This window comes from Dyadobacter sp. UC 10 (genome assembly GCF_008369915.1).
Lineage (GTDB): Bacteria > Bacteroidota > Bacteroidia > Cytophagales > Spirosomataceae > Dyadobacter.
Map to the genome: position 1 here is coordinate 5,607,590 of NZ_VSRN01000001.1, position 22,622 is coordinate 5,630,211.

General features: G+C 47.5%; 19 protein-coding genes. 11 read left to right on the forward strand and 8 right to left on the reverse strand.

The annotated features are described in order from the left end of the window. The first annotated feature begins 6 nt into the window (after window positions 1–6). Window positions 7–978 carry a hypothetical protein gene (locus FXO21_RS23215; RefSeq protein ID WP_149642317.1) on the forward strand — a complete coding sequence of 324 codons (972 nt, stop codon included), beginning with the start codon at window positions 7–9 and terminating at the stop codon, window positions 976–978. A 9-nt stretch (window positions 979–987) separates the two neighbouring features. On the opposite strand, the gene FXO21_RS23220 is transcribed toward FXO21_RS23215, so the two are convergent. Next, complete coding sequence (locus FXO21_RS23220) at window positions 988–1,683, reverse strand: DUF2461 domain-containing protein (RefSeq protein WP_149642318.1); 696 nt, start codon at window positions 1,681–1,683, stop codon at window positions 988–990. Window positions 1,684–1,834: 151 nt separating this feature from the next. On the opposite strand from FXO21_RS23220, the gene FXO21_RS23225 reads away from it, so the two are divergent. Further along, on the forward strand, window positions 1,835–3,052 hold the full coding sequence (locus FXO21_RS23225; protein ID WP_149642319.1) for a hypothetical protein: 1,218 nt from the start codon (window positions 1,835–1,837) through the stop codon (window positions 3,050–3,052). Between the two features lie 52 nt (window positions 3,053–3,104). Here FXO21_RS23225 and FXO21_RS23230 read toward each other — a convergent pair whose 3' ends face one another. Then, window positions 3,105–3,617, reverse strand: coding sequence for an O-acetyl-ADP-ribose deacetylase (locus FXO21_RS23230; protein WP_149642320.1), 513 nt, complete (start codon window positions 3,615–3,617; stop codon window positions 3,105–3,107). A gap of 146 nt (window positions 3,618–3,763) precedes the next feature. On the opposite strand from FXO21_RS23230, the gene FXO21_RS23235 reads away from it, so the two are divergent. Continuing rightward, complete coding sequence (locus FXO21_RS23235) at window positions 3,764–5,227, forward strand: Gfo/Idh/MocA family oxidoreductase (protein WP_149642321.1); 1,464 nt, start codon at window positions 3,764–3,766, stop codon at window positions 5,225–5,227. A 162-nt stretch (window positions 5,228–5,389) separates the two neighbouring features. On the opposite strand, the gene FXO21_RS23240 is transcribed toward FXO21_RS23235, so the two are convergent. After that, on the reverse strand, window positions 5,390–6,226 hold the full coding sequence (locus FXO21_RS23240) for an alpha/beta fold hydrolase (RefSeq protein ID WP_149642322.1): 837 nt from the start codon (window positions 6,224–6,226) through the stop codon (window positions 5,390–5,392). Between the two features lie 216 nt (window positions 6,227–6,442). Here FXO21_RS23240 and FXO21_RS23245 point away from each other — a divergent pair, with 216 nt between their 5' ends. The 3 genes from FXO21_RS23245 (at window position 6,443) to FXO21_RS23250 (ending at window position 7,658) form a co-directional block, all read left to right on the forward strand. After that, window positions 6,443–6,811, forward strand: a complete 369-nt coding sequence (locus FXO21_RS23245) for a nuclear transport factor 2 family protein (protein WP_149642323.1) — start codon at window positions 6,443–6,445, stop codon at window positions 6,809–6,811. 107 nt (window positions 6,812–6,918) lie between these two features. Next, window positions 6,919–7,086, forward strand: a complete 168-nt coding sequence (locus tag FXO21_RS28870) for a hypothetical protein (RefSeq protein ID WP_192579307.1) — start codon at window positions 6,919–6,921, stop codon at window positions 7,084–7,086. 92 nt (window positions 7,087–7,178) lie between these two features. Next, window positions 7,179–7,658: a hypothetical protein gene (locus FXO21_RS23250; RefSeq protein WP_192579308.1), complete on the forward strand. Its 480-nt coding sequence runs from the start codon at window positions 7,179–7,181 to the stop codon at window positions 7,656–7,658. Here FXO21_RS23250 and FXO21_RS23255 read toward each other — a convergent pair. Then, complete coding sequence (locus FXO21_RS23255; protein ID WP_225865822.1) at window positions 7,636–8,829, reverse strand: sialidase family protein; 1,194 nt, start codon at window positions 8,827–8,829, stop codon at window positions 7,636–7,638. The genes FXO21_RS23250 and FXO21_RS23255 overlap by 23 nt on opposite strands. A gap of 183 nt (window positions 8,830–9,012) precedes the next feature. Then, window positions 9,013–11,475: a TonB-dependent receptor gene (locus FXO21_RS23260; RefSeq protein ID WP_192579309.1), complete on the reverse strand. Its 2,463-nt coding sequence runs from the start codon at window positions 11,473–11,475 to the stop codon at window positions 9,013–9,015. Between the two features lie 162 nt (window positions 11,476–11,637). Between FXO21_RS23260 and FXO21_RS23265 the strand changes: the two genes are divergently transcribed. Both FXO21_RS23265 and FXO21_RS23270 read left to right on the forward strand, forming a co-directional pair. Beyond that, window positions 11,638–12,621 (forward strand): helix-turn-helix domain-containing protein, encoded by a 984-nt coding sequence (locus FXO21_RS23265; RefSeq protein ID WP_149642324.1) that lies wholly within the window; start codon window positions 11,638–11,640, stop codon window positions 12,619–12,621. Between the two features lie 80 nt (window positions 12,622–12,701). Then, the gene (locus FXO21_RS23270) at window positions 12,702–13,775 is read left to right on the forward strand and encodes an alkene reductase (protein ID WP_149642325.1); all 1,074 of its coding nucleotides are present in this window, start codon (window positions 12,702–12,704) and stop codon (window positions 13,773–13,775) included. Between the two features lie 50 nt (window positions 13,776–13,825). Here FXO21_RS23270 and FXO21_RS23275 read toward each other — a convergent pair whose 3' ends face one another. Next, complete coding sequence (locus FXO21_RS23275; RefSeq protein ID WP_149642326.1) at window positions 13,826–14,521, reverse strand: 3-keto-disaccharide hydrolase; 696 nt, start codon at window positions 14,519–14,521, stop codon at window positions 13,826–13,828. A gap of 233 nt (window positions 14,522–14,754) precedes the next feature. Here FXO21_RS23275 and FXO21_RS23280 point away from each other — a divergent pair, with 233 nt between their 5' ends. The 3 genes from FXO21_RS23280 to FXO21_RS23290 all read left to right on the forward strand — a co-directional run bounded on the left by FXO21_RS23280 (window position 14,755) and on the right by FXO21_RS23290 (window position 20,996). After that, window positions 14,755–16,038, forward strand: a complete 1,284-nt coding sequence (locus FXO21_RS23280; protein ID WP_149642327.1) for an MFS transporter — start codon at window positions 14,755–14,757, stop codon at window positions 16,036–16,038. 90 nt (window positions 16,039–16,128) lie between these two features. After that, window positions 16,129–17,370 (forward strand): GDSL-type esterase/lipase family protein, encoded by a 1,242-nt coding sequence (locus FXO21_RS23285; protein ID WP_149642328.1) that lies wholly within the window; start codon window positions 16,129–16,131, stop codon window positions 17,368–17,370. A gap of 182 nt (window positions 17,371–17,552) precedes the next feature. Beyond that, on the forward strand, window positions 17,553–20,996 hold the full coding sequence (locus FXO21_RS23290) for a PVC-type heme-binding CxxCH protein (RefSeq protein ID WP_149642329.1): 3,444 nt from the start codon (window positions 17,553–17,555) through the stop codon (window positions 20,994–20,996). A 1-nt stretch (window position 20,997) separates the two neighbouring features. On the opposite strand, the gene FXO21_RS23295 is transcribed toward FXO21_RS23290, so the two are convergent. Then, window positions 20,998–21,501: a PIN domain-containing protein gene (locus FXO21_RS23295; RefSeq protein WP_149642330.1), complete on the reverse strand. Its 504-nt coding sequence runs from the start codon at window positions 21,499–21,501 to the stop codon at window positions 20,998–21,000. Then, window positions 21,498–22,556: a helix-turn-helix domain-containing protein gene (locus FXO21_RS23300; protein ID WP_225865823.1), complete on the reverse strand. Its 1,059-nt coding sequence runs from the start codon at window positions 22,554–22,556 to the stop codon at window positions 21,498–21,500. The genes FXO21_RS23295 and FXO21_RS23300 overlap by 4 nt, the downstream gene beginning before the upstream one ends. Window positions 22,557–22,622: the final 66 nt, after the last annotated feature.

The window sequence follows — 22,622 nt, forward strand, 5'->3', positions numbered from 1 at the left end:
ATCGCAATGAAAATCTGTTTACTACTGTTGCTCCTGGTCTCGACGAATGTCTCTGCCCAAAATTCCCTGAACCCGAGAAAAAATTCCGCAGATACGGAGAAAGATTACAATTTCTATCAACAGCAAATCAGGAAGGCTGAGGAACTGATCGCGGACCAGAGGTATGCGGATGCAGTTCAGGTATATCGGTTGGTTTTTGATTCCTACGACTTTTTATTTCTGAGGGATTGTAAAGTCGCCACGCAGGTCGCACTGCATGCGGGGGAAACTGATGCGGCTTTCGACTTTCTGAGATCAGGATTCAGGAATGGCTGGGAACTGAAATCGGCAAGGAAGGAGAAGTGGCCCAAATCATTCAGAAATCATCCGCTTTGGCAGCAAACCGTTGCTGAATATCCCCGGCTGCGGGCAGTGTATCTGACACGCATTAGCCCGGAGATCCGGGAGATTGTGCGGGAAATGTTTCGAAAAGACCAGCGCAAGGCATTGGGCGCGCTATTTACATTTACTTCCGCTGCACAGGACAGGTATGCAGAAAGGAAATTTGCGCCGCACAGCAAAAAGCAAATAAATAAACTGATAGCCATGATGAAAACCTGCGGCTATCCGGGCGAGCGGCTGATCGGCACGGAGAACTGGGCTTCGGTAATTATTTCTCACCACAATTCGATCAGTGAAAAACATACGGTTGCCGATACGCTGTATCCTTATATTCGGCCGCAACTGCTGGCAGCCATCAGTAAAGGACAAATGAATCCGTATGAATTCGCTTTTATGGAAGACTGGTATGTCGCTGTGAGGAGCGGGAATAAACAAAAAGCCTTTGGTATCCTGCAAAATGATCTGACACAGCCGGAGACCATCAAAGCAAATGAACTTCGCAAAGAACTTGGGTTGCGAAGTTTGGAGACACAGCGTAAATTATCAGACGTTGAAAAACTTACTGGAATGCAGTTTTACATCAGACGCGTGCATTAGCAGTACTTTTCAGGTGAGCGAACTACCGTCCGGGCTGCTGGCAAGAACCTCGCTCATATAATCGAAAAAAGGACGCATATTGACAAAGGTCTGATTTGCTGCTTCCAGGAACCCGTCACTGGTCACTTCCTTATCGGTGAATGGTCGTTGCAGCAGAAACTGTTTATAGCGCAGCAGGTCAATCGCCTCATCATTCGGATCGAATCCCTTGGGAGTTGTTTTGAGCTGTTCTCCCTGCAGAGATCCGAAAGTTTCCCTGAATGTAGTGCTGCCAATAATCTCTCTGATCGGTTTGGGATCGAAACTGATGTCATCGCGGATCAGCTTCATATCCTTCGGTTCGGGCGCCCAGAAGCCGCCGGCGATGAAACTGTTACCGGGTTCAAAATTAAAGTAATAGCCGCCTCTTCTCAGGGCCGTCGCCCGCGTAAAACCGCCGCTCCAATTGGTTTTATACGGTGTTTTATCCTGCGAAAAGCGGGTATCCCTGTAAATGCGGTGCAGGCTTTTTTTGCCTGAAACCGTCTCGATCACATCATGCGCATTCATTTCCCCCAATAATGCATCTGCGAACCGCTCAATATGTCCCAGCTGATCGAGATAAAAATCCTTGTTCGCATTGAACCAGTCACGGTTGTTATTTTCTTTCAGTGTTTTTAAAAATTGTAAAGCGGATGCTGGAATCGTGACGTTTTGTGCGGACATATTATTAGGCTGTTAATCGGATGTATGCGGAAAAGTGTTATCAGGAGCAAACAAAAAATGGTCGGGGAAATTCCCTAGATTTTATATTAAATCAAAATATATTCGGGAAAGTTATTCAAACTGGAGTAAGACAGTAAATTAAACCCTTCTCATGCGCGATATTATTACGACGATGTTATTTATTTTAGTCTGCCTGGCCGCTAATGCACAGGATTACGGGCATGATATCATCTTTTTTGAAAACCAAAAAGAATCGTTACAAGGCTACGCTGATGTCGACTATAAGCAAGGTTTAGTACTTTTTCGGAAGGACAAGGTCTCGAAAAAGCAAAAAATCTCATTTAATGAAATTGACTCTCTTAAATTGAGTAATGGAAGGACACTAACAAAGAAAATGCTGTATGGGCGGGCCGACCTGATGCTCGAATTGATAAAAGGGAAAAACAGCTTGCTTTTGAATCAAGACAGATTCATGTTTTATATTGAGCAAAATGATACCTTAAAAATTATTAATAAAAAACATATCAACCTTGCCTTACCAGTCATTTTCGGAAGAGATTTAATTGATGAATTTGTTTCTCTCTACCATATAAAACCAAGGTATTCAGCCGCCTATCTAAAAAAATTGACCACCTTTAGTAACAAGAAGTCAAACACCGCTCAGATTGTAAAAAAAGAAAACTTTAAAAGAAGGAAACAAAGCTTCAAAGTTGCTCCATACTTTTCCTTAGGAATTAATAGTATTGCAATAAAACCGCACAGAACAGGGATAAAGTCTAAATTCTATGATAGTCAACAATCGTCTGTTGGATTGAAGTTTACCCAGGCTGGTAAGAATGCAATTGATTTTGAGATGGATATATATCAGAACGCTATGTCACATCTGAATTTGTCGGATAGCCTGGTATTCGAAATGTCCGGAAGCCCAGGTTATCTTTTTACATCAAAACTGCTGCGGTTCAATTCGAAAAACATTAATCTGGATGGGTCGGTTAAATATACTTTTTTTTATAAATTCAGAAGAAAGGTCAGTCCCTATCTTTTTATCGGTCCAAGCTTCGTAATAGTTTACCAAAATACATTACATGGTTCACTGAGATCATATCATGCAAAGTTGCAGAAGGGAAATTATTCGGAAGGGACATCTGGTACGGAAAAGCCGAGGTTTATGGTTGGTGGCAATGGAGGTCTTGGGTTGGATTACTTTATAAATAGCAACATAGTCGTGAATGTTTTTCTGAAGTATCAGCCGTTCATTTATCCAACAGTTGAAAGCGGCTCTAAGGTAAACCATTTGCCATTCTTCACTCGTTTCAATTTGTCTGGAAGGTCGACCTCCATAGGACTATCGCTTGGGTATTGGTTCTAAGAGCCTGGCAAAGATTTTTGTGTAAAAAAATAGATACTAGTTCCGGCAAAAGTTATTCTCTCAGAATCTCTTCATAAATCCCGTAATTCTCCGCATCAAAACAGACAAAAATCACCTTCTCGATCGCATTGGATTTGGCCAGAAATCCCTGAACCGTATTGACAGCTATTTCAGCGGCTTTCTGTTTCGGGAAATGATAGATTCCCGTGCTAATATTGGGGAATGCGATAGATTTAATCTGGTTTTCGGCAGCCAGTCTCAGACTGTTACGATAAGCGGAAGCCAGCAGCGCTTCTTCGTTTTGATTCCCGCCATTCCAAACCGGTCCCACCGTGTGGATCACGTAACGTGCGGGCAGCTTACCGCCGGTTGTAATCACGGCTTCCCCGGTTGAGCAGCCACCCTGCCTGTTTCTGATCTCAATGCACGCGTCGAGGATTGCTTTGCCGCCTGCCCGGTGAATCGCTCCGTCGACACCGTCGCCGCCGAGCAGCGAAGAATTGGCAGCATTGACGATGGCTTCAACTTCCATTGCCGTAATATCGCCTTGTTTCAACTGTATCATAGTCTCATTTTTTAGAATGCCAGTATATTCAATGCAGGATTTTTCAGCGGCTGCGGACCACTTTAACAGGAATTACCCGATTATTCTACATTAAATAAAGTCAGTTCTGCCTTTTAATACCAGAAATCAAATTGTAACCAAAAAATATGGACCAAACGAATACACCAAAAGACAAGTCAGCTTCGTCAAGAAGGGACTTTATCAAGGCTTCGGCAGCTACCGCGGCGGGATTTATGATCGTCCCGCGCCACGTTCTGGGAAAGGGTTTCCGTGCTCCGAGTGATATGCTGACCGTCGCCGGCGTCGGTGTTGGCGGTAAAGGAAGATCAGATATCGCAAGTTTTTTCAAAAGTGGAAAAGCCAATATAGGATACCTCTGTGATGTGGACGACAGGCGCGCAGAAGAAACGGTCAAAACTTACCCGAAGGCCAAATACTACAAGGATTGGCGCGAGATGTTTGAAAAAGAAGCCAAGAATTTCGATGCGGTTTCTGTCTCAACCCCCGACCATACACACGCAGTAGTGGCCATGGCCGCTATGCAGCTGGGCAAGCACGTATATGTGCAGAAGCCGATGACGCACGATATCTGGGAAGCAAGAAAACTGACCGAGGCGGCGGCGAAATACAAAGTGGTAACACAAATGGGCAACCAGGGATCATCGGGTGACGGTGTGCGCCAGTTGCACGAATGGTATGATGCAGGCGTAATCGGTGACGTTGATACCGTATATATCTGGACCAACCGCCCGATCTGGCCGCAGGGCATTCCCTGGCCTTCTGATAAACCTGCTGTGCCGAAAGAACTGAACTGGGACCTTTGGCTGGGAACGGCGCCTCAGAAGGATTATGTGGAAGGGCTGATCCCCGGAAGCTGGCGCGGCTGGTGGGATTACGGAACAGGCGCATTGGGTGACCTGGGATGCCACCTGATGGAAGCTCCCTTCCGCGTACTTGGTCTGAAATATGCGACGGATATGCAGGCCAGCGTAGGAAGCGTATTTACAGGTTTTGGTAAAAGGGGGATATTCCCTGATAGTTGCCCGCCATCCAGCCACGCGACTTTGACGTTCCCAAAAACGCCGAGAACGAAAGGCCCGGTGACCATGCACTGGATGGATGGAGGTATCAAGCCGGAAAGACCGGAAGAACTTGGGCCGAATGAACTGTTTGGCGACGGTAACAGCGGTATTTTGTTTGTTGGCTCGAAAGGGAAAATGATGGCAAGCGAATATGCTGCAAATCCACGCCTTTTGCCGCTCAGCAGAATGGAGGAGGTAAAGGTAAAGCAAAAATTTGCGCGTGTGCCGGGAAGCGCCGACGGGCATTATGCGCAGTGGGTGGAAGGCTGCATTGCCGGTTACGGTAAAATGGAGCTCAGCTCGCCGTTTGAACTCGCTGGTCCGCTGACAGAAGCTATCCTCGGCGCGAACCTGGCGATCAGAGGCGCGGATATGCCGAAGGCAAGGGAAGACGGAAAAGGCTTTACGTATCCCGGAAGCAACATGAAGATGCTTTGGGACGCTCAGAATATGAAAGTGACCAACTTCGATGAAGTCAATCAGTGGGTGCGCAGGAACTACCGCGAAGGCTGGAGCCTGGGTGTTTAGGATTTTGATAATACAAAAGCGGCAGCCTGTTCAACGGGTTGCCGCTTTTGCTTTTGGAATACATTGAACGTTGCAGGACCGACTGCCAATGACGGCCCGGATTCGGCTGAACGAATGATGGAGTTTCATTGCTGTGGCCTCCCTGCCGCGTTGTGGATGCAGCTATTTGTTTTTGAGAATAAATTCACTGCATCGTTTTGCGAATTGTTTGGGATCGCTAAGCCAGGGATCATGCCCGGCAACGGCAAAAGTTTGTAGTTCAGCTTTTTGAAATAGCAGCATGTAGTGGTCAACCCAATCATACTGATAGCTGCGCTTTCCATTGAATATTATAATAGGGACTTGAATTCTGGCCAGGCTGTCGGCGATTGGCGCAGAGATTAAACTGGCCATGGCCTCGTGATATTGAATCCCGGATTCGGCTTCTATCGACTTTGAGATTTCTACGGTGTCCAATTCGATGGTGCCATCAGCTTGTGGAGATTCTGCAAGCGCCTTTTCTCGCATCGGCTGTTTGTGCGGTTTGTTATATTTAAATTCACTATCCCGTATGTAAGGTTTTCCCTGACCCATCCATTTGATTGTTCCACTTAAAATAAGGCCTTTAATATTTTTCGGATAGCTCTGGACATACAGTAATGCCAGGAAGCTTCCCCACGACGATCCTGCCAGAAATACCTTTTTTCCGGGAGCTAGGGTCATAATAAGCCGTCGCAGGTCTTTTACATGATCCTGCCATGTGTAGCTGTCAGCCCGCTCGCTTTTACCACAGCCTCTCTGATCGTAGTAAATGATAGTAGCACTTTCGCTTAACAGATCAAGCTCCGGTCGGAGGTACGCATGGTGAGCTGCCGGCCCTCCATGTAATACTATCACCACTTCCGATTTGCTGCCGAGTTTCCAATAAGCTAGTTGCGGATGACTTTTTATGAGTCCTTCCTGGCAAAATGCTGAACACAAACTAGCCAGAAGCATGGCGATGGACAATATTACCTGCATAACAAAAAGGCTGATTCTGAACTAATATAGTGCGATTTCCCCAATTTCGCTATTGCCCTCAGTATAACACTAATAAGGAACAAGATCTGGGAGGTATCTCGTGCAACAGTTCAGCAACGGCCACTTTTGCCTATTGAAATTTAATCCGATACTACATAACCGGGTATTTTTTAAAACGGTCGCCCTTTCTCACTTATCAGATTCATACAGAAGAAAATGGACGAAGAAAGAGAGCTGATAGAAACTGCTCAGCTTTGGGACAAGGCCATGGAAACCAATGATGTCGATCAGATCAGCCGCTTTATGTCGGCCGACTGGATTATCGTGGGTGCCGATGGAATTACATCACGGGAGGACTTTCTTGATTCGATCCGTCAGGGCCATGTTTCTCATAACCGGATGGATTCCGACGAAGTAATTGCAAGAATTTATGAAGATACCGGGGTAGTAATCAGTCGCGGTACAAGTGCCGGGACTTTTAATGGACAGCCTTTTGATCTCTACGAGTGGTCGACCAATGTATTCGTGCGACAGGGTGAGTCGTGGCGCTGCGCGGCAACGATGATCACGCCAGCCAAGCGCTAGTTATTGTCAGGTTGTTTGAATCTGAATATCTTTCTCCAAACCCCACTGAATGAACATGCGGCTTCGGTGCTGTTTCCAGGGAACCACCGTTTTTAATTTTTCATGATATGACAACCAACGAAAATCCAGCAAAAGACAGTTTCTGGCAACGCGTGAAGGACACGTTGTTTCCAGAAAATTACATACAGGCGAAAAAGCCTGATGAGCCCTACATCATTTCCCGCGTACTGCATTTCCGGTCGCGCTACATTCCTTTGAGCCACTTGAAAAAGTAAGCCATTGTTCGGAATCACCGAGTAAATTGTAGAATCTGCGTTTTTGGCACAAATATTTATCATAACCCGGAAAACCATCAAATTCCGAAGTTATGAATGCAACAAAAAATATGGCAGCAGGATTAGCAGGTGCGATCGTCCTCAACTTGCTCCACGAGGGTGCTAAAAAGTTTTATTCAAAAGCGCCAAGAGTCAACAAAATAGGCGAGGAGGCTATTTCCAAGTCGCTCAAAACCATCAATATTGATCCGCCAACAGGTAAAACGCTGTTTGGGGTTACACTCGCTACCGACCTGCTCAGCAATGCTGCGTTTTACAGCATGGTGGGCAGTGGTAAGGAGGAAAATATCATGTGGCGAGGCGCTGGTTACGGGCTCGCAGCAGGTATAGGGGCATTAACGCTCACCAAGCCGCTTGGACTGAATGACGAGCCTGTAAACAAAACTGTTCAGACACAGGTACTGACTGTCGCCTGGTACCTGCTTGGCGGGCTGGCCGCCGCGGTCGTAGCCAGGGGCATCAGCAACAAGCCAAAGCTCCAGAACCTGGTTAATTCTTTCGGAAGTTTTTAATACGGTGAAAGGTCAGAAAATTGGCGTCGTGGTTATTGTGGGCGCCGTCTGATCCATCATCGAATGCGGTCCGGGACAGGAAAATGATGTCCTTGTCTTCAAACAGCCAGTCTACATATTGAAATCCATGTTTGATAACATCGGGATGGCTGAGCAGTTTTTTGCGAAAATCCCAGCTCACCAGGTCTTTCGAGCTGAATAACCCCTGCGTGTTTCGGATACCCGCAGGGGATTTTCCCTGGTTTGCGGCCTTGACTTCGTCGGGAATGTAATTAGCGATGGTCCAGTACAACTTGGATTTCGGGTCGTAACGGATTGTAAATTTTTTGCTCCCGCCGGGAAACTTAATGAAGTCTTTTTCCGGGTCAAAGCTGGCAGTAGTCCCATCGCCGCTTATGCGGACTATGGCGGCCTTTTCCTCCAATGTAGAGCGGTCGTCGACGCGCAGTATGTCTACCAGTGTACCTTCCGGCGTCACAACTGCATTGCCTTCCAGCCAGCCGCCGAAATGGCCGTTGAGAAACGTGGAGTCGAAGCGTACTATACTGGATGAGGTCCAGTTGGAGGCAATCATCGGGTCGGCATTGACCGGGATAGACATCATAAAAGCACTATATCTTTTTCCCCATTGCTTTGGAGGGCCCGCCGCATCTTCCATGGTCCGCCATAGCCTTCCTTTGTGCTCTACAAACGGCATGGGCGCGCAATGGTATTCACCCGCTTTCAGCAGCCCGTGGGAGGCATCTGTTGGCTGCGTCCAGGACCTGCCGCCGTCGATCGACTTCCGGATGATCGTGTTGCCATGGTGCCGGTTGGTCCCGAATAGGTACAGGTTACCCTGATGAAAAAACAGCTTTGACCAGAATTGACCATTGATCTCTGCTATTTGCCGCCAGGTTTTTCCCTTATCGGCAGACTTGTAAATGCGTGAAACAGCACTCACATGTTCGGTCGATTTAGGGCCGAAAAAATCGTGGGAGGCCAGGTAACTGCCGTCGGGCATAACCACAATACTGGGTGAGCCGATATACTGGCCTGATGCCGCAGGGCTATATGCAACAATGGAGCCAGGCACCTTCGCGCCGTCGGAGCCCTGGGCCGATATTGTCACTGGAAGCATTAAAAACCAGCTTAATGCCAGTGCAAACTTATTTATCACTGTTAGGTTCATGGTGTGTAGGCGTTGTGGGGTAGATTTAAAATTATCAATTAATCAATAATTTTTATTACAATTCAATAATTTCATTTCTATTCCGCAACATCATCCTGTGCTGTACTGACCCGGGAACTGCACAAAAAATAGCCGGTATACATGCAGGTGCACGCTTACCGGCTACTTTATTTTTATATAAATCTAGAACTTATAGGCAAAACTTGCCACCACATTTCTGGGCTTTTGCGGATTTACAGACCAGTAACCAGTATAGTAAGTCTTATTGGCGAGGTTGTTCATGTTAAGGCCGATGCGGAATTTGGCGGAGCTATAGAACAATGTAGCATTCATCACCGTGTACGCTGGCAGCTCGAACACGCCGGTAGCACTATTGTCGATCACTTTATAAATGCCTGCATAATTTCCTCCAAAACCCAATCCGAAATCTTTTAATGCACCTTTGGAAAAAGCATAGGTACCCCAGAAATTTACCAGATTTTGCGGCCCCTGACCGCCGGGCGCTCGCCCGGGTTGTGCGTAAAAATCGTTTTCATCTCCCGACATTACCTTTGTCTCGTTGTAGCTGTATCCCGCGATCAGGCTCAGCCCTTTGACCGGATGGGCATTCAAATCTATTTCGAAACCCTTGCTGCCAACCTTTCCGCCCTGCAGATAATTATAGAAATTGGCCGGGTCGCCGGTAACCCGGTTGGTTACCTTAATATCATAAACAGACACCGTTGCAAACAGCTTGTCAGAGAAAAGATTGGTTTTGATACCATATTCAAGCTGGTCCGCATGCTCTGGCTTGAATGACTTAATGCGTGGATTGTTCCCGTCAGGATCAGCAACCTGTCTCGGCTCGACATTGATAAACGCATTCATATAGTTCACGAAAAGCGACACTTTTTCAAGAACAGGCTGGTAAAGCAAACCGAATTTCGGGGACAATGCGAACTGATCGAAATCATCTTCCGACGTATTCTTTTCGCCTTTGGAATCAAAATAATCAGCACGCAGGCTGGCCATTGCCATCAGATTTGGCGTAATGTTGATCACATCCGAAATATACGCGCTGTAAGAGCTGTTGGAAATATTGCTGTTGCTGCTGCCTGTGCCCGCCAGCAGGTTGTCGACCGAAGGCTGCGTAAGGTAAACAGGCGCCAGGGAATCACCGGTAAAGGGATCTACATAGTTGACGTCACCCTGCGGGGTAACACTTCTCGCCCAGCCCCAGCCCGAACCGTTTTCGATCACATTACGATTGAAAAAATCCAGGCCGACAACCAGCCTGTTGCGCATCCGCCCGATGTGAAAATCGCCGTTGAAATTCTGCTGGATATCAATGGTATTGGTCGTTTGCTGTTCCTTGTGAAAGTATTGGCTGAATTCATTATCACCCGAAACATCATCCCAGATGTAGGTATAAATACCATTTGATTTCACATTTCCGCTCGAAAACACCGTTTGCGATGTCCACTGGTTCGACAGTTTATAAACCATCTGTCCTTGCAGGTTATACCTCGGGTTTTTGATCGTCAGGTCGTTGCTGGTAAACGATAGTTTGTTATTGAGGTTGAGCTCTTCGATGGTTTTGAACGGCAGGGGAGATAGACGGTCGGAGTGAAAAAATACGGGCGGGACGGCTCTTTCTTCCTCCAAAATTTCTGCATGGAACAGGAAAGAAAGTTTGTCATTCACCTCATAGCTCAGCGACGGGGCTATGAAAAACGACTTTTTGAAGCCGGCGTCCTGGAAAGTATTCTCGGAATGGAAGGCGGTATTGACGCGCAACGCGATTTTTTCTGTCTTACTTAAAGGCGTATTCACATCAGCCGTAATCCTGTTCAACCCGAAGCTGCCGATATTATAGGCAACTTCCCCGCCGAATTTGTAATAAGGTTTTTTGGTGATTGTATTAATTAATCCGCCATAACTGTAAAAACTTCCGCCAAACAAGGTGCCCGACGGTCCTTTGATTACCTGGATTTCTTCCACATTTGCCGGGTCGAGATTGCCGCTCACAAGCCCAGGCAGCCCGTTATACAAGCTCGGCTGCGCATCAAATCCCCTCAATGCAAAATATGCGCCCCCATCGCCGGCACGACCGGTCGACTCCCAGGTCCGGCTGATACCGGGCACATTCCGCATTGCGTCGTCGTAGTTCGTAATCCCCTGCTGCTTCATGACTTCGGAAGAAACACTGTTATAAACCTGCGGATTTTCCAGGTTTTTCAGTGGCATTTTGGCTACGATGGTATTTTCTTTGTTCAAAACCCGGGCGGAAACGACTACCTCCTTCAATTCCTCTGCATTGATGGTCAAAGTGAAGTCGACTGCATAACTATCTCCGGCCTCGACAACTACCGACTGCTGGGCCGGTTTCAGTCCAACAGCCGAGGCAGTAACTGAATATGCGCCTTTTTTAACCCGGCTGATCTGGTATTCGCCCTCGGGATTGGTAACCGCGCCAAGTCCGCCGGGGCGCAGCCTCACGCTCACTCCAAAAGCCGGCTGGCCGTCGGATGTTACAATCTTCCCTTTTACCACAGCATTCACATTTTGCTGCGCGAAGCCGGGCATTGCAGTTACAAAAAGGAGCAGCAGTGCAAACCGGCTTCTGCTGAATAAATTGGTACTGTATTTTTTGTAGAAAGGATCCATCGTATCTGATTAAAGCGGCTGCAAAGAAATGCTCTGTTTGTATTAAATCCAAATAAGAATAAGTGCTTTTGGTGGATGATACCAGGTGAATGGGAACTTGGGGAACGTATCTATGTATTTGTTGTTTAAAAATGCATATCGGCTGATTACAAGCCTACAATCATGACGTTCGAATTCACAGCAGAACCTGATTTTGACTTCCTGACCAGCTTTTCGGAGCAGTTCGGTATCCTGGCAGCAGACAATGAGCTTTTGATACCGGATATAATGGGGGAGGGAAGTATCCGTAAAATCGATTTCAGTGATGATTTTAAATTGCTGATCCACCACTGCACATTCAGGGACTCTTTCGTGCTGCGAAGAAAAGCGCCGGCGGAAATGAGCGACTTCGTCACTGTGGTTTTTCACAGCTCGGCCTTACCTAACAATACATTATCTAACCGCGAGACAAGCTTTGAATGCCAAAAAGTTAACAATTCCTGCATTGAAGTTTCTTCCAACGACCTGAACTCCGAAATACGGTTCCCTGCCGGGCTGGAAATCCATTTTTCTACTGTTGAGATCAAAGCTTCTCTGCTGGCCGAAATGCTGGGGCAAGTGAATGCGAACAGGGTGATCGAAACGGTGACAAACGGAAGCAATACGTTTCTCTATCATTTCACGATGACCCCCGATTTTGAGAAAATCCTGCGGCATTTGAGTGAAGACAGTGAACCCGGTCCGTTAGGTTTGTTTTTTTATAAACTGAAAATCCAGGAGCTTTTTTATCTGCTTTTCACCAAAATGATCCTCCGTGAAAATAAGCCACAGAGTAATATCAATAATTCAGATATCACCCGCCTGATGCTGGTCAGGAGCGTGATACTGGAAGATCTCAGCGTCCCACCCCAGTTGAGCGCGCTGGCCAGGCTGGCGCACATGAGCGAGACGAAAATGAAGCTGCTTTTCAGACAGGTCTTTGGCGACAGTATTTACAACTACTACCAGAATGCGCGCATGGAAGAGGCTGCATTGCGTTTAAAGCAAAATAAACTTTCGGTCTCCGAGGTAGGGTACCAGCTTGGGTTTTCAAATCTCAGCCATTTCAGCCGGTTATTTCAAAAACACCACGGGCACACACCTAAGAAATTTCAGTCTGCCGGATAGGGCTATTTTTCGGTCTTTTGAGAATATTTTAACCGAATCGGGTAAGGTAGTTTTGTCTCATCATGTAACGAACAAAAACGATGAGCAAGATTCTCGAAAAATTTGAAAAAAGTAACCTGCAACTGAAAAATCACGTGGTAATGGCCCCCATGACGAGATCCAGGGCGATCGGTAATATCCCGAACGAATTAATGGCAGAGTATTACGCGCAGCGCAGTAATGCAGGACTGATCATTACCGAAGGTACCTCTCCGGCTCCCGAGGGACTCGGCTATGCACGAATCCCCGGCATATTCAGCGCGGAGCAGACAGAAGGCTGGAAAAAAGTGACTGCCGCTGTGCATGCCAATGATGCAAAAATTTTTGTGCAGCTGATGCACACGGGCCGCATAGGACATGAATCCAACCTGCCGACAGGTTCGCGTCTGGCAGGTGTATCCGACGTTCGTGCAGCAGGGCAGATCTGGACGGACGGGGAAGGTATGCAGCCATTTTCCCAGCCGGAGCCACTTTCAAAAACTGGGGTTGAGGAAGTAATTGAAGGGTATGTAAAAGCAGCTCAGAATGCCATCGAGGCTGGTTTCGATGGAATAGAGCTACACGCCGCAAATGGTTATCTGCTGGAACAGTTTCTAAACCCGCACACCAACAACCGTACCGATGAATATGGCGGCTCAATCGAAAATCGCGCAAGAGCAGTGTTACTGGTAGTTGAAAAAGTGGCTGCGGCGATTGGCCGTGAAAAGGTTGGTATCCGTTTTTCGCCATTTTCTACTTTTAATGACCTGCCGGCCTATGATGCGGGAGAGGTAACCGAAACTTATGCGTTCCTGGCAAACAAACTGAACGGCCTGGGAATAGCTTATCTGCATCTTATGGTGACGCCGGATGTTTTGCCGGAAGCACTTTATGCGATCAGGGGCAACTTCGAAGGTGCCATTATCCAGTGCGCCGGCCTGACACCGGAATCAGCGCAGGCCGTGTTAGCAGATGATTTCGCCGATCTGGTAGCGTTCGGGCAGCTCTTTTTAGCCAACCCTGACCTGGTTACCAGGATCGAAACCGGAGGGGAACTCAACGAACCAGATTATGATACCTTTTACACCCCCGACGAAAAAGGCTACACCGACTACCCAAAATTGTCACTAGTTTAACCAAAACACAAAAGTAAATTCCCGTCAACTTCAGTTGACGGGGTAATTTTCTATAATTCTCTAATCCGGATATTTCTAAACCAGACTTTCTCTTTCGGATTGTGGCTTTGGAGTGCGATTTTTCCTTTGTGATGAGGCTCTGCGTAGGGCCAGTCCTTAAACTTGCTTTTGGCCACCTCCGCTTTCCAGGTATCATTTCCATACTGGTAGTCAACCACTTTCTTGCCATTCAAATAATGCTCTACCCGGTTAGCCTCCACCACGATCCTGCCCGTATTCCAGCTGCCGGCTGGCTTGTACGCGCTGGCGTCGGCAGGAGGGTTCATGTCGTAGTTGGCACCGGTTAGCTGGGTAGGTTTCAGGGCTGTCTGTTTGCCGGCAGCATCTCTTAATATGTAGCCCGTGTCGTCGATGATCTGGTATTCGGGAGCCGAGAATACCGTCCGTTTGATCTCCGGTTTCTCCATGACTTTGTACAGAATACCGCTGTTGCTTGCAGGGGGGATTTTAAATTCAAATTCCAGTTCAAAATCTCCGTACTCTTTGTCGCTAACGAGGTCGCCGCCGGTTCCCTGGGAAGTCAGCGTGCCATTTTCAATAAGCCAGCCCACAGCTGTTTCCTGGTTGTAACTGTGCCAGCCTTTGAGACTTTTACCATCAAAGAGCGTCACCCATTCTCCGGGTGCAAATGCGGTTGCAAGTCCCGAAATCAAACATGCCGCAATGGCGATTTTAAAATGTTTCATATTTTTCAGAGTCTGGTGGTAAGAAGATGTATTTGGCAAAGCTCTTGAAGTCAGTCCCTATTGTTAAAAAGTATATTTATGTGTTTTCTCATTCATTACGGCGGTAATTTTTTTGAATCGCGGGCTGAATTGAGCGGTCAAATTACAGATGACAGGCAGTGAATTTACGGTAGAAATACCCTGTGTCAGGTTTTAATGGATAGATATTATATTCCTTTACCAAATTTCTTCCCATGAAGCCGCTGGCCCAGAAAAGATGGTTCCGTATCATACCTGTCGTTTTTGTCACATACAGCCTCGCATATCTGGATCGGGCCAATTTCGGGTTCGCAGTGGCGGGGGGAATGGCCGATGACCTGAACATTACCCCCAATACTTCTACCTTACTAAGCTCGCTGTTCTTCCTGGGATACTTCTTTTTCCAGATTCCAGGAGCGCACTATGCTGCAACCCGGACTGCTAAAAAGCTGATATTCATATCATTGATACTTTGGGGAGGGCTGGCTGCTGCAACGGGGATGGTCAATGATACTACTACGCTCATCATCATCCGGTTCATGCTCGGCGTGGTCGAAAGTGCGGTGATGCCTGCCATGCTCATCCTTCTTAGTCAATGGTTTACCAAAGAAGAACGTTCGCGTGCCAATACTTTCCTGATCCTGGGAAACCCGGTTACTGTGCTCTGGATGTCGGTATTGTCCGGTTATCTGATCGATTCGATGGGCTGGCGATGGATGTTTATCCTGCAGGGGGCACCGGGTATAGTCTGGGCGTTTATCTGGTGGAGGCTGATCGATGAGAGGCCGATGGCCGCCAACTGGCTCACGGAAGAGGAAAAGAGAGAAGTGGAAGAAAAGCTGAAGGCCGAGCAGGCGGGTATTAAACCTGTCAAAAACTACGCGGAAGCTTTCAAATCCAAAAAAGTCATTTTATTATGCCTCCAATACCTGCTCTGGAGTGTGGGCGTGTATGGATTCGTAATGTGGTTACCTTCTATCATCAAAGCGGCGCCGAATATGAATATGGTCAATACCGGCTGGTTGTCATCGGTTCCCTACCTTTTTGCCGTGATCGGAATGCTTTCCGCTTCTTATTTTTCGGATAAGAGCGGCAACCGCAAAATCTTCGTCTGGCCATTTCTGCTCATCGCCGCAATCTGTTTATACGGGGCCGTTTGGCTGGGCCCGGATCAGTTCTGGCTCGCTTATGCGTTGCTGGTAGCGGCAGGGGCGGCACTTTACACGCCTTACGGTCCGTTTTTCGCCGCGATTGCCGAAATACTTCCTAAAAACGTGGCCGGCGGAGCGATCGGGTTGATCAATAGTCTGGGGGCACTGGGTTCATTTGCAGGGTCGTACCTGGTGGGGTATCTCAATACGGAGACCGGAAATTTCAATGCTTCTTATACATTGATGTCGGTGGCACTTGTGCTCGCAACGGTAATTACCGTTATAGTCATTCCCGGGCCTGTCCGGGCGATGGTCACTCCGGCAGAGATCAAGACTTTTGATCATTGAGCTGCTCAAGGAAAGCTATTTTAGTAGTCGCGCGGTTAATTTCTGCGCAAACTTATCTTTTTACATTTTTAATACCTAAACCCAAAGTGCATGAGAAGTTTGAAAGTGCCGGTTCTCGCCGGTCACGTGATTTTATTGTTTTTTACCCTGCTCAGCGGATATTCCAGCGCCCAGGATGCCGCTAAAAATGCAGGAGCCTCCAAATTTGAGCTGAAAGACGGAGACCGGGTCGTTTTTCTGGGCAGCTCCATTTTTGAAAACGATTTTCAGTTCGGTTACCTGGAACTCGCGCTTACCACCCGTTTCCCGGATAAAGGCGTCACTTTCCGCAACCTTGGATGGACGGGAGATAATGTGTGGGGCGAAGGCCGGAGTACTTACACCAACCCGCCTACACCTTATGAGCATTTGATGAACGACATTACCAAGGCGCAGCCAACGGTTGTATTTCTGGGTTATGGGGGAGTTGAAGCGCAGGACGGGCAGGCTGGTGTGCCGCATTTCAAGGAAGGATTGAACAAACTGCTCGACAAAATCGATCAGCTGGGGGCCAGAACGGTTTTACTGTCCACGATTCCCGTTGTTTCCAGCGACACCACCCAGCAGATTGCCCGCAGAAATGCAGATCTGGAATTGTATTACAAAGTCATTTCGGAAGTGGCTACCCAGCGTGGAAAGCAATTTATTGATATTTATAACCCTATATTAAATATCAGTAAGAAGGAAGATATCGTGGAAAACACGGTGCATTTGAACGAGCTGGGTTATTATCATCTGGCTGGGATCCTGGAAAAGGCGTTGGGACTGGATGCGGCGAAGGCCACTACGGCTATCACGATTTCAAAAGGCAAATCCGAAGCGTCAAATGCCAGAATGGTGACAGCAGACGATGAAAATTCGCTTGCCAAATTTACTGTTGAAAGTAAGTACCTGCCTTTACCTTCGCCAAAATCTGCGGACAATGTCAGTGATAATGCACGGACGATCCGGATTTCGGGGTTGAAGAAAGGCTATTATGCATTGACCTCTGAAAACAATCTGGTGGCTTCGGCCTCGGCGCAGCAGTGGGAAAAAGGAGTAGAGGTTAAGCAAGGGCCGGAATTTGCGAAATCGGAAGAGGTTAGAACGATGATTTTGAAAAAGAACGAACTGCATTTCTTCCAATATCGGCCGTTGAACCAAACATATATTATCGGATTCCGGAAATATGAGCAAGGCCGCCACGTACAGGGTCTGGAAGAGCAGAACATTCTGATCAAATGGTTGGAAGGACAAATCATCCTCAACAGCGAGCCAAAAGAAGTGGTATATGAATTGCGGAAAATTGACTGACAAATCAGCCTATGTTGGTGTTGTCACCAACAGTTGAAGCGATAAGCATATTGCTGGTGACAACACCAGCAATGGCAAACACCAGCAATAGTGAAAGCAAAAAATCTGAGAAATAATAACATACTTAAACCCAAACGGCGCCATGCGATCGACAGCGGTCGCCGACAGCCGAAAGCCAGAACATGAAAACAACCAGGTTACTATATGGAGCGACGCTCTTTGCGGCGGTCCTGCTGACTACCTCTTCCAGCCAGTATCAACATGTAAAGGAAGATCCCGATCCGGACCCCCAGAAGGAGCTTGCCTCGTTCAAAGTCGCGGAAGGATTTGAAGTGCAGCTTTTCGCTTCCGACCCGATGGTAGCGAAGCCTATTCAAATGAACTGGGATGCAGATGGCCGCCTCTGGGTGGTGAGCAGCACGGTTTACCCGCATTTAAAAACAGGGGAATCGGCTAATGACAAGATATTTGTCCTGGAAGATACAGACGGGGACGGGAAGGCTGACAAGTCTACCGTTTTCGCAGAGGGACTGATCCAGCCGACTGGTATTTTACCGGGAGACGGCGGCTGCTACGTGGCCAATTCAACTGAAATCCTGCATTTTGCTGATACCGACGGAGATGGAAAAGCGGATAAAAAACGCAGGATACTGAACGGTTTCGGGACAGGCGATACCCACCATTTGATCCATACATTCCGTTGGGGGCCAGAGGGAAGAATGTACTTCAACCAGTCTATTTACATTTACAGCCACGTAGAAACCCCATTCGGGATCAAACGTCTGGAAGGTGGAGGTACCTGGGCATTGAATACGCGCAATCTTGATATGGAAGTGTATTTGAAGGGTCTTGTAAACCCGTGGGGCTTGCAGTTTGACCGCTGGGGACAATCATTTTTGACTGACGGGGCCGGTGGCGAAGGCATCAACTACGGATTTCCGGGCGCTACTTTTGTAACGGCGCCGGGAGCAGCGCGCATCATGCGCGGACTAAATCCGGGGCAGCCCAAGCACAGTGGTTTGGACGTTGTTTCAGGAAAACATCTGCCTGATGCCTGGCAGGGGAGAATGATCACGAATGATTTCCGTGCGAACAGGATCAACAGTTTCAAACTCGAAGAGCAGGGTGCAGGCTATGCGTCCAAGCAAACCGACGATTTGATGTGGACAGATAACGTAGCATTCCGTCCGGTGGATATTAATGTGGGTCCCGATGGCGCTATTTACGTGGCAGACTGGTATAACCCTATCATTCAGCACGGCGAAGTAGATTTTCATGACCCTCGGCGTGACCAGCAGCACGGAAGGATTTGGCGCATTGTTGCTAAAAACCGCCCGCTTGTCAAGAAACCGCAGCTAACTAAAGCGACAACCGGCGAACTACTTGAGTCTTTGAAATTACCTGAAGAATGGACAAGACTTCAAGCGAAACAGGTGTTGAAGGCAAAAGGAGCAAAAGAAGTGATTCCTGCACTGGAAAAATGGGTAGCCGCTCTTGACAAAAACGACGTGAATTACGAGCACAACCTGCTGGAAGCTTTATGGGTATATCAAACTTTAGAAACGGTTAACGAGCCTATCCTTGTCAGCCTGCTGAATGCAAAAACGCATAATGCACGTGCTGCGGCACTGCGGGCGCTGGAACTTTGGTCGGGCAAGATCGCGAATGTGCCTGCATTACTGGCCAAGGCTGTTAAAGATGAGCATGCCCAGGTAAGGCTTGAAGCGGTTATTGCACTAAGAAAAACGAAAACGCCGGAAGCTGCGAAAACAGCCTTGCTCGCACTGGATGCGCAAATGGACGAGTTTCTCGACTTTGCATTGTGGCAGACGATCCGCGAACTGGAGCCGGTATGGCTGCCCAAGGCAAAATCGGATCCTCAGTTTTTAGGAGATGCAAGAAAGACTGCTTATGCTTTGAAGTCAGCCACAGGTGCCGACGCCGCTAATTTGCTGGTGAAATTGTATCAAAAAGGGCAGGTACCCGACGAATATCAGAAAGATGTATTAAGCTCAATCGCGCGCACCGGTCAGCCGGGTGACCTGAGTATGCTGCTCGATCTGGCACTTCAAAGTAAAGATAAAAATCTTCCTGCTCAGCTGGCTGCGCTGGAAGAGGCTGCACGCCAGCGCAATGTGAAGCCGGATCAAAATGCAGATCGCATTGCTACGCTAATTGATAGTGAAGATGAGGCGGTAAGTTTGAGCGCGATGCGTTTGGCAGGCTTGTGGAAACTGAATTCACTGAATAACCGACTGACCGAGTTAGTTCAAACCGGAAACCCAGAGACGAAAAGAGCAGCACTGGGCGCACTGGCGGCGATAGATAAGTCGAAGGCGCAAAAATTGATGACTGATTTAGCAGGCCCGAAAAATGCGCCCGAAGTGCGTGTGATCGCAGCTGCGCAACTCGCTGCCGTGGATCCCAAAGCTGCTGCTACATTAGCGACTGACCTGATCCGTACACTGCCAGCAGATGTAGATTTGACTGATCTGTTCGTGGCATTTATCTCAACGAATCCTGGTGCTGCCGCGTTGGGCGAGGCTATTGCCGCTAAAAAAATCCCGGAACCGGCTGCAAAAAAAGGTCGGGTACTGGTTCGTCAGCGCGCCGGCTGGACGAGGCAAAGCATTGATGAAATGAAGATTTTAGTCAGTGCACTTGAAGCGTCGGGTGGTACATTACCTACTCAAAAAATGCCGCAGGATTTGAATGATCAGCAAATTGCTGGTCTGGCGAAACTGGTCCGTGAAAAAGGCGATCCTGCGAAAGGGGAGCTCATATTCCGGAAAGTGGAATCCAGCTGTACTACCTGCCATGCGATTGGTGGTGCGGGAGGATTAATCGGGCCTGATTTGAGCAGTTTGGGGACAAGTTCGCCTGCGGAGACGATTATCAAATCTCTGCTTTATCCGAGCGAGTCCATTAAAGAAGGCTATGATTTGAAGCGGGTTGTTAAAAAAGACGGTTCCGAATTGCTGGGCTATCTCGCTTCAGATGGAGCGAATGACGTGGTGATCCGCGATGTCACAGGTAAGGAAGTTTCGGTTCCCAAAAGTCAGCTGGAAGTAATGGAAAAGGTACCAGGCTCACTAATGCCTCCGGGACTGACCGCCAGTCTGGATCAAACTGAATTCATTAACCTCGTCGGATTTTTAACAAAACTGGGCGAACCGGGCGATTTCCGTGTGTCAAATACCAGATTCGTGAGACGCTGGGAAACTTCTTCTACCGAATTGAAAGCGAATAAAGGAACGTCGTCGGCGAAGAGTGCTCCAAAGGCCAGCTGGCAGCCTGTTTACAGCAAGGTTTCCGGTGAGTTGCCACTGAGCGAGATACCCGAGCTGGCAGCAGCAAGCGGTAAACCTTACAGCATTGTTCGTTTTGAAATTGAAGTATTGACCAAAGGACCAGTTACGCTGGGCTTAAATGCAGCAGATGGAATTTCAGCGACGCTGGACGGCAAAAACCTGAAACTCGCTGATGGAAATCTCACAGCCGATTTAACCGTTGGTATTCATCCGGTTATGCTCATGATCGATCGCAATACCGTAAAAGGTGCATTAAAAATCGAGTTGAAAGATAACCCGGGAGCAGCGCAGACGAGGCTGAGGATGGGCAAATAAACTAAGACCATATTTGCAGGCGCTTTTGGATCTCTGCTGACAGTCTCATGTTATTACGATACATGACGTTAGCTTCCAAAAGCGCCTGTAATTTTTGTTTAGCGATTGGGGCAGAAATGATTTGATGTGCAACAAGCTGATCGAGAAGCCAGAGCATTCCCCGACATTCCAGCCCATGCGCCTCCGCGTGTTTTCGCACAACCTGATCTGAACTTAATACCGTCGCCTTAATCTGATTTGCCAAATGCAAAACAGTCTTGTCGTTTTCAGACAATGCTTTTGAGTATTTGGCCTGCGAAATCACAATGCGGTCAGCCTCCTGGATTGAATGGATTTGCAACTTACCTGCATCGACAAATTGATACAGCTCCGCACCATCATCGTAAAGCTCCGCTACAACATCCGCGGAAGTGTGAATTTCCAGATGCAAGTCGAAGAGTTGATGCAGCAGATTTAAGCCGATTAAATCTATGAAAATACAGGCATCGGTAACAGCAACCTTCATTCTTTGAAAGTAGCGAAGCTTTTAAATTCAGCCAGCTTCATGTTTTTCAGCGCCGCTGCTTTGCTGAATGAAATCTGTTCTTCTGCCAGCGCGCGGAAAATCAGCTGATCAAAGCGTTCAGATTGTTCAATGCCTTCGTACGCGATCGGTTCAGTGCTTCGCCAGCCTTCGTCTTTGATTTGTTGCAAAAACTGCCTGGCGTAATTTTCACTGATAATGCCGCATTCTGACGACCTGACAATGATTGCCTGGATCGAAATACCAAATTGCTTTTTGATATTGCCCAATTCAATGAGCGACAGACGATTTCGCCTTTTCCCGATCTTTTCAATTAAAGTACGCTTAGGAAGAAGCATTGCTCCCGCAAATTGATGACATAGCTTCTCTTTCTGCTTTTCTTCTAAACTTTCAAAATTCAGCAAAAGGTGAGCCAGCTCATGCAGAAGAGTAAACCTGATCCGGTCTGGTTTCCCGATGATATTTTTATTAATAGCTAAAACCGGAATTTTGCCATTTGCCCAGGTCTGCATTCCGTCGAAAACAACGTCTGCATCGATTTCTACAACTTTAATATGCTTGTCTTCCAGAAGCTGGGACACATTATAAAGCGGATCCGCACCCAAATTCCATTTCTCCCTGAGTAAGTCAGCAGCGGCGTTTGCCTGCCCAAAGCTGGAAACAGCCGCCATATCTCCGAGTGGATTCGCGAAATCATTTTCCATGCCGACAATTTCTTCAAGCTCCAGATAGCGGGATAAGTATTCTCTGGTTTGCTCAATGACTTTTTGCTCTTCCCGGGCAGGGAGATTAGCCATTTTGCGGTATTCAACGCTACCTATTTCAACTTTAAGATCACTGAAAAAATAGTCAGGGCGAACGTTCAGCACATTGCTCAGCAGGGTTAGCATTTCGCTGTTCGGAAGAACATCTCCCTTTTCATATTTGTGCAATGCCTGACGTGAGAGCTTGCTGCCCAGCTTCTCCGCCAGGCTTTGCAAGGAAAGCCCGCTTCTGAGACGGGCTGATTTAAATCGAACCGCGAATACTTCTTTCATGATCAATCTGTTTTGGTTTACAAATATAAATTTTTTCTATTGTTTGTCAACCAAAATTTCAAAAAA